The organism is Frankia sp. AgKG'84/4 (genome assembly GCF_023242965.2).
Taxonomy (GTDB): domain Bacteria; phylum Actinomycetota; class Actinomycetes; order Frankiales; family Frankiaceae; genus Frankia.
The window spans coordinates 1-6,367 of record NZ_JALKFU020000294.1 but is presented as its reverse complement, the minus strand read 5'-3'; the positions used below and the strand labels follow the sequence as shown (position 1 = coordinate 6,367).

Below are 6,367 nucleotides of genomic sequence, written 5' to 3'. Positions count from 1 at the left end.
CCCCCCCCCCCCCCCCCCCCCCCCCCCCCCCCCCCCCCCCCCCCCCCCCCCCCCCCCCCCCCCCCCCCCCCCCCCGCGGCTCATCCGCTGGTGCTCTCCGCGGGCGACGCCACGGGTTCCAGCGGGGCTTCCGCACTCGGCTTGGAGACCGGCCGGGAGGCCCGGCGTCGCCGGCCCTTCGCCGGCTTGGCCGCCTCCGCGGCGCCGTCCACGACGACGGCGACGCTGTCCGGGTCATCGGAGTTGGCGTAGACCGGCGTGGCCTGCTCCCCCGTGTCGGCCGAGGAGTGTCCGTTCTCCGCGGCGGCCGGCTGCTGCTCGCCGGACAGCGTGGTGCTCGCCGCAACGACGTCGACCGGCCCGGAGACGCCGTCGGCGACGGCGGTGCGCAGTCCGCCGACGGCGGCCGCGACGACCGGCGTGCCGCAGGCCTGCGCCTCCAGGGCGACCAGACCGAAGCTCTCGCTGTGGCTGGGGACCACCACCGCGCTCGCCGCCCGGTACCAGTGGGCCAGCTCCCGCTGCGGCGCGGGCGGGCGGAACTGCACCAGATCGGAGATGCCCAGCTCCGCGGCGAGCCGCACCAGGGCGTCGGGCTGCTCCAGCCCGGATCCGCTCGGGCCGCCGACGACGGCCACGGTGAGCCGCGAGCGCCGCGTCGGATCGCGCCGCACCAGGTCCGCAGCGGCGTGCAGGAGCAGGTCCGGTGCCTTCAGCGGCTGGATGCGCCCGACGAACAGCAGCACCTCGCCGGCCGGGTCGAGCCCGAGTCGCGCCCGGGAGCGCGCGATGTCGCCCGGGGCGAAGATCTCCAGGTCGACGCCGGGGGCGACGACGTCCACCCGCTCCGGCGACGCGTCGTAGAGCCGGACGAGATGGTCGCGCTCGTCCTCGGTGGAGGCGATCAGCCGGGTGGCGCCGGCGATGACCTCCTGCTCGCCGCGCAGCCGGCCGGGCGGCTCGGGCCGGTCCCCGGCGGCCAGCGCCTCGTTCTTGATCTTTGCCAGGGTGTGCGAGGTGTGTACGAACGGAACGCCCCACCGCCGGGCGGCGGCGAGCGCCACCTGGCCGGACAGCCAGTAGTGCGAGTGGATGACGTCGAACCAGCCCGGTTCGTGCCCGGCCTCGGCGCGCAGCACGTCCGCCGTGAACGCGCACAGCCAGGCGGGCAGGTCCTCGCGGCGCACCTCCTCGAACGGCCCGGCGTCGACGTGGCGCACCGTGACGCCGGGAACGAGTTCCGCCGACGTCGGCACCCGGCTGCTGACCGCCCGAGTGAACACCTCGACCTCGACGCCGAGCGCGGCGAGCTGCCGGGACAGCTCGACGACGTAGACGTTCAGACCGCCGGCGTCCCCGGTGCCCGGCTGCTCCAGTGGGGAGGTGTGCATGGACAGCATCGCCACCCGCCGGGGGCGGTGACCGCGCTCCACCTCCGCACGGCCGTCGGCGGCGCTTCTGATCAGGCGCACCCGGCACCTCCGTATCCTGCGTTTATCGCCGCCTGGGACGTCCGCCCGGCACGACTCGTCCCGCTCTGCAGCGACACGACATCCACCGTTGTATCCGGGCGGTTGTCCGGTCAACTGGTCGGTCATGGGCTCACAACGACGCCGGCGGTCGAGGAAGTCCCTGTCCGTGCTGGTCAGCATCACCCCGTCGAGGTCGGTCCCGGTCGGTAGTGTCACCAATCTGTAACGAACTAGACGCCGGTGCGGGCCTGGGCACCGGCCTCACGCACCACTGCGACCGGTGCCCGAACCGGCCGCGGCGGTGCGGTCTGCGACGCTTGGCGGGTGTCGAAACCCCGTCCACCGCGCCTCGCGGCCGGCCGGGCCCGCACCCTGGGCCTACCCACCCGGGGCACCACCGCGCCCAACCGGCTGCGGCGAATCGACCGGTGGATCCTGGACAGCACCGGGCCGCTGCTGCGTGGCAGCGCCGAGCCGCTCGTCGTCGACCTCGGCTTCGGCGCCTCGCCGGACTGCGCCCCGCCCTGCTGCGCCGCGACACCCTGGCCGCCCAGCTCGCCACCCAGGCCCCGCTGTGGGCCGCCGCCATCATCGACAGCGCCGGGGCGCCGCAGGCGTGCGGCGAGGCCGTCGACCTACCGCGGCTGTGGTGCTGGCGCCAGGCCCAGACCTGGCTCACTGCCCTGCACGGGCGCGGCGACGTCGGCGTCCTGCAACGCCACCTCGACGAGGCCGGTGGCCAGGTCGGCACCCTCGTCGTGGAGATCGCCGCCCGGTCGGCCCGGCTCGGCATGAAGGTCAACCTGCGCGAGGAACAGCGCCGCGCGCTGATGGGCTGGCTGCAGTCGCTGGCCCGCATCGGCAGGGGCACCGGTAAGTTCGCCCGCCGCTGGGAGGCCGAGGCCCGCGCCCAGATGCCGACGGCGATGGGCGCCGTGCCCATCTGGATCATGCCGATCCACCGGGTGCTGCAGAGCTTCGATCCGCGCCGCACCGACCTGTTCGACGTCGTCATCGTCGACGAGTCCAGCCAGTGCGACGTGCTCTCCCTCGGCGTCCTCGCGCTCGGCCGCAAGGTCGTCGTCGTCGGCGACGATCGGCAGATCAGCCCCGCCGCCGTCGGCGTGGAGCGCAGACGCGTCTTCGGACTGATCGAGGCGCATCTGCCCGGCTTCGCGCAGCGCTCCCTGCTCGACCTGGAGGCGAGCCTCTACGACACCGCGACCAGAGTGTTCCCCGATGTGGTCCTGCTGCGCGAGCACTTCCGCTGCGTGCCGGACATCATCGAGTTCTCCAACCGGTTCTACGACGGCCGCATCCTGCCGGTCCGCGAGGAACGCGACCGCGGCATCGGCGCGTCCGTCCGGCCCGTCCTGGTGCCCACGGGCGCGCGGACCAGCGGCCAGTACGGCGACACGAACGAACCCGAGGCGGCGGCGCTGGTCGAGCGGCTCGTCGCCTGCTGCCGGGACCCGGCGTATGACGGCCTGACGTTCGGTGTGGTGACGCTGCTCGGCGCCGGTCAGGGCCGGCTGATCGAACAACGCCTGCTCGAACGACTGGGCAGCGACGACTTCGAGCGCCGCCGGCTGCGCGTCGGCGACGCCTACCACTTCCAAGGCGACGAACGCGACGTCATCTTCCTGTCGGTCGTCGCCGACGACGCGCGCTACGCGGCGGTCAAACGGTACGACCAGCAGCGCATCAACGTCGCGGCCAGCCGGGCCCGCGACCAGCTCTGGATCTTCCACTCGGTGGATCCGGGCACCCTGCATCCCGACGACGTCCGCGGCCAGCTGCTCGTCTACGCCTACGGCCTGCGCGATGCCCGGCAGCAGGCTTCATCGCTCGAAAAGAAATGCGACAGCGACTTCGAGCGCCGGGTACTACGCCAACTGTTGGCTCGGGGCTACCGGGTCCGCCCGCAGCATCAGGTCGGACGTTTCCGGATCGACCTCGTCGTCGAGGGTGACAAGGGTCGCCTCGCCGTCGAATGCGACGGCGACCGGTTCCACGGCCCCGACCAGTGGGAAGCCGACCTGCGCCGCCAACGGGTACTGGAACGCCAGGGCTGGACGTTCTGGCGGGTCCGCGGCTCCGCCTTCTACCGCCATCCCCAAAGTGCGCTGGCCTCCCTCTGGACCACCCTCGACGACCTCGGCATCCGACCAGCGCCGGCGCTCCCAGCCATGGGCGATCCGTCGGCGGACCGTCTCAGGGACGGTGTCGCCCGACGAAGGACCGCGTCGTGGTAGCCCTCAACGCGACCCGCATCGTCGAGAGCGGCTGACTCCTCGCCCGCCGGCATCGGCCGGCCGACTACCAACCGGGCGCGGTTCCTCGGACGGGCCCGTGGGGTGCCTGGCCCGGCGGTTGTGCGCCGGGGGGAGGCGCTGTCGGCGCCATCGCGCGCAGGGCGGCGGCGAGCTCCTGCGTGGGGCGGCCCCGGAGCAGGCCCATGCTCATGATCACGTCAACCCGCAGGGTGCTGTGGTGCCAGAAGCCGCGGTTGCGCCCGCGTGGCAGGCGCCAGGCCCGCCAACCCCTGGCGACCCACGTCGTGCCAGGTACGACCGGCTGGACGACGAGCACGTCATGATGCCCGAGCCGGATGATGCCGGCATGGGCGACCTGCTGCCAGGCGATGTCGACGCGCCGGTCGCCGGCCCGGGCCTGCAGGCCGTCCGGGCCGAGGACCAGCGACGGGCGGTGAAGGGCGTAGCGCAGGCGCCACCACGAGGCCGACAGGGTGAGCACGCTCAGGGCGAGGAACAGCACGGTGAGGAAAAGCGTGACGCCCGGTCCACCGGAGGGATCGAAGATCGCGACGAGCAGGCAGATCACGAGGAACAGCCCGGCGAGGAGCAGCGGGACGCCGAGCGCCAGGTATCTGCGCCAGTGACCCGGGAAGACCGTCTCCGACCCGGTCGGCGGACGTACCCAGGGCAACGGGGTAGCGGGCGGGGTGCCAGCGGGTGGCGTGAAGGCCGGCGGGGCGGCGGGCGGCGGCCAGCTTGGGGGTGTCCGCGCTGAGGGCACGGGGCCGGGCTGGCCCTGGAGCGGCGTCATCCCGCCAGACGGTGGCACCCGGGCCGGTGCCACGGCGGGCGGCGGTTCGGTGGGCAGCCCGAAGCCGCTGGCCACTCGGGTCGCCGAGCCGTCTCCCGGTGCCGAAACGGCGCGACCCTGCGGACGGGGGGTGGACAGGCGCGCGCTGACCTCGGCGGCCCGCTCGGCGAGCAGGGCGCTCACCCCGTCCGGCCAGCTGGGGCCGTCGACCCGCACGCCGTCGGCGAACCAGCCGAGCAGCGTCTCGGGTCCCGGCCGGGCGTCCGGGTCCTTCGCCAGGCAGGAACGCAGCGCGTTGTGCAGTTCTGGCGGCACGCCGGTCAGATCCGGTTCGCCGTGCACGACCCGGAACAGCACGCCGGCGGGGGTGCCGTGGCCGAACGGGCTGCGGCCGGTGGCGGCGAAGGCCAGCACGGCGCCCAACGCGAACACGTCGGCCCCCGGTCCGGCCTCCAGGCCGTTGGCCTGCTCCGGCGACATGTACGCCGCAGTCCCCACGATGTCACCGGAGCGGGTGAGTTCGGTGTGGTCGGCGGCGCGGGCGATGCCGAAATCGATCACCCGTGGCCCGTCCGCGGCGAGCAGCACGTTGCTGGGTTTGAGGTCGCGGTGCACCAGGCCGGCCCGGTGCACCGCGATGAGCGCCTCGAGCAGGCCCGCGGCGAGGCGGCGCAGCACGTTCAGCGCGAACGGCCCGGCCTGCGCGACCGCCTCGTGCAGGGACGGTCCGGGCACGTACTGGGTGGCCAGCCACGGGCTGGTCGCGTCCGGGTCGGCGTCGACGACGGGTGCGGTGAACGCGCCGCTGACCAGCCGGGCGGCCCCGACCTCACGGCGGAAACGGTCGCGGAAGACGGTGTCGTGCGCGAGTTCCGGCCGGATCACCTTGACGGCTGTCAGCCGTCCCGACGGCGAATGCGCGAGATACACCCGTCCCATCCCGCCCTCACCGAGGCGGGCGCGCAGCGTGTAGGGGCCGACGAGCGGCGGATCACCTGGTTCGAGGTCCCGCATGCCCGACCAGGCGAATCGCGGCGATCATCATGCTCCGTGGTGGCTGGGAGGGACCTGTTCTGATGAAACCGGTGCGTGACCGGACAGTAGTACATGTCCCCAAATGCCTACCACCCTGGGTTGCGACCTGGTGGCGCGCCGGCGCTGAACCCGGATCACGTCGCTTCGTCTGTCACCAGTTCGGGTCGAGGACGAGGGTCGCGCTGTGGTCGGCCATCCACCGGTCGAACTCGTCCACGGTCGACAGGCTCGGCTTCGCGGCGAAGGTGCTGGTCAGCGTGGCGAGGTCGGTGACGCTGGAGCCGGGTCGGCTGGAGCCGAGCGTGGTGGTGAGGGCGGCGAGCTGAGGGAGCATGTCGTCGGTGAACGCGGCGTGGTGCTCGACCGCGAGCTGATGGGTGAGTGCTCGCAGGGTGGCGGCGGTGGCCGTGGTGGTGATGGCTTCGGCCGCGAGGATCCGCAGGCGATCGGGGTCGACGCGCCGGCCGCGGCTGGCGCTGAGGGCCAGCTGGAATCCCTGGGTGACCAGGACCGCGGCGGCCTGGCCGGCGATCCCGCCGACAAGCGCACCGAGGACGGGAACGGGAATGACGGTCTGGGCCGCGAGGCCGCCGGCCCAGACGAGGCTCGTCCGGGTGGTCGCGGACGCGCCGCGGGCAGCGAGTTCGGGGGCGTCGATGGAGCCGCGGGCATAGTCGATGCAGGCGGTGGCGATGGTCGTGACGGCGTCGGCGAGGGCGGCGCCGATGGTTGCGGTGCCGAGGGCGGCGGGCAGGGCGCCGGCCTTCGCGGCCACCTGGATGCTCTGGGCC

The 6,367-nt window shown here is 73.8% G+C and carries 3 protein-coding genes and 2 pseudogenes; 2 read left to right on the top strand and 3 right to left on the bottom strand.

Features of this window, described 5'->3' with window-relative positions; genetic code table 11:
• Positions 1 to 80: 80 nt before the first annotated feature.
• A complete protein-coding gene (gene mshA, locus MXD58_RS17195; RefSeq protein WP_250609549.1) occupies positions 81 to 1,472 on the bottom strand; it encodes a D-inositol-3-phosphate glycosyltransferase in 1,392 nt (463 codons plus the stop codon).
• Between the two features lie 324 nt (positions 1,473 to 1,796).
• Here mshA and MXD58_RS17190 point away from each other — a divergent pair.
• Positions 1,797 to 1,982, top strand: a pseudogene (locus MXD58_RS17190) (class I SAM-dependent methyltransferase); the annotation flags it as partial.
• Positions 1,983 to 2,263: 281 nt separating this feature from the next.
• A complete protein-coding gene (locus MXD58_RS17185) occupies positions 2,264 to 3,727 on the top strand; it encodes a PDDEXK-like endonuclease domain-containing protein (RefSeq protein WP_308301985.1) in 1,464 nt (487 codons plus the stop codon).
• 64 nt (positions 3,728 to 3,791) lie between these two features.
• On the opposite strand, the gene MXD58_RS17180 is transcribed toward MXD58_RS17185, so the two are convergent.
• Positions 3,792 to 5,555 carry a serine/threonine-protein kinase gene (locus MXD58_RS17180; protein ID WP_248839529.1) on the bottom strand — a complete coding sequence of 588 codons (1,764 nt, stop codon included), beginning with the start codon at positions 5,553 to 5,555 and terminating at the stop codon, positions 3,792 to 3,794.
• Between the two features lie 172 nt (positions 5,556 to 5,727).
• Positions 5,728 to 6,367, bottom strand: a pseudogene (locus tag MXD58_RS17175) (hypothetical protein); the annotation flags it as partial.

Excerpts from the sequence above, each read along its gene's own strand:
- MXD58_RS17180 (WP_248839529.1), bottom strand. The coding sequence starts at position 5,555 with ATGCGGGACCTCGAACCAGGTGATCCGCCGCTCGTCGGCCCCTACACG.
- MXD58_RS17185 (WP_308301985.1), top strand. The coding sequence starts at position 2,264 with ATGAAGGTCAACCTGCGCGAGGAACAGCGCCGCGCGCTGATGGGCTGG.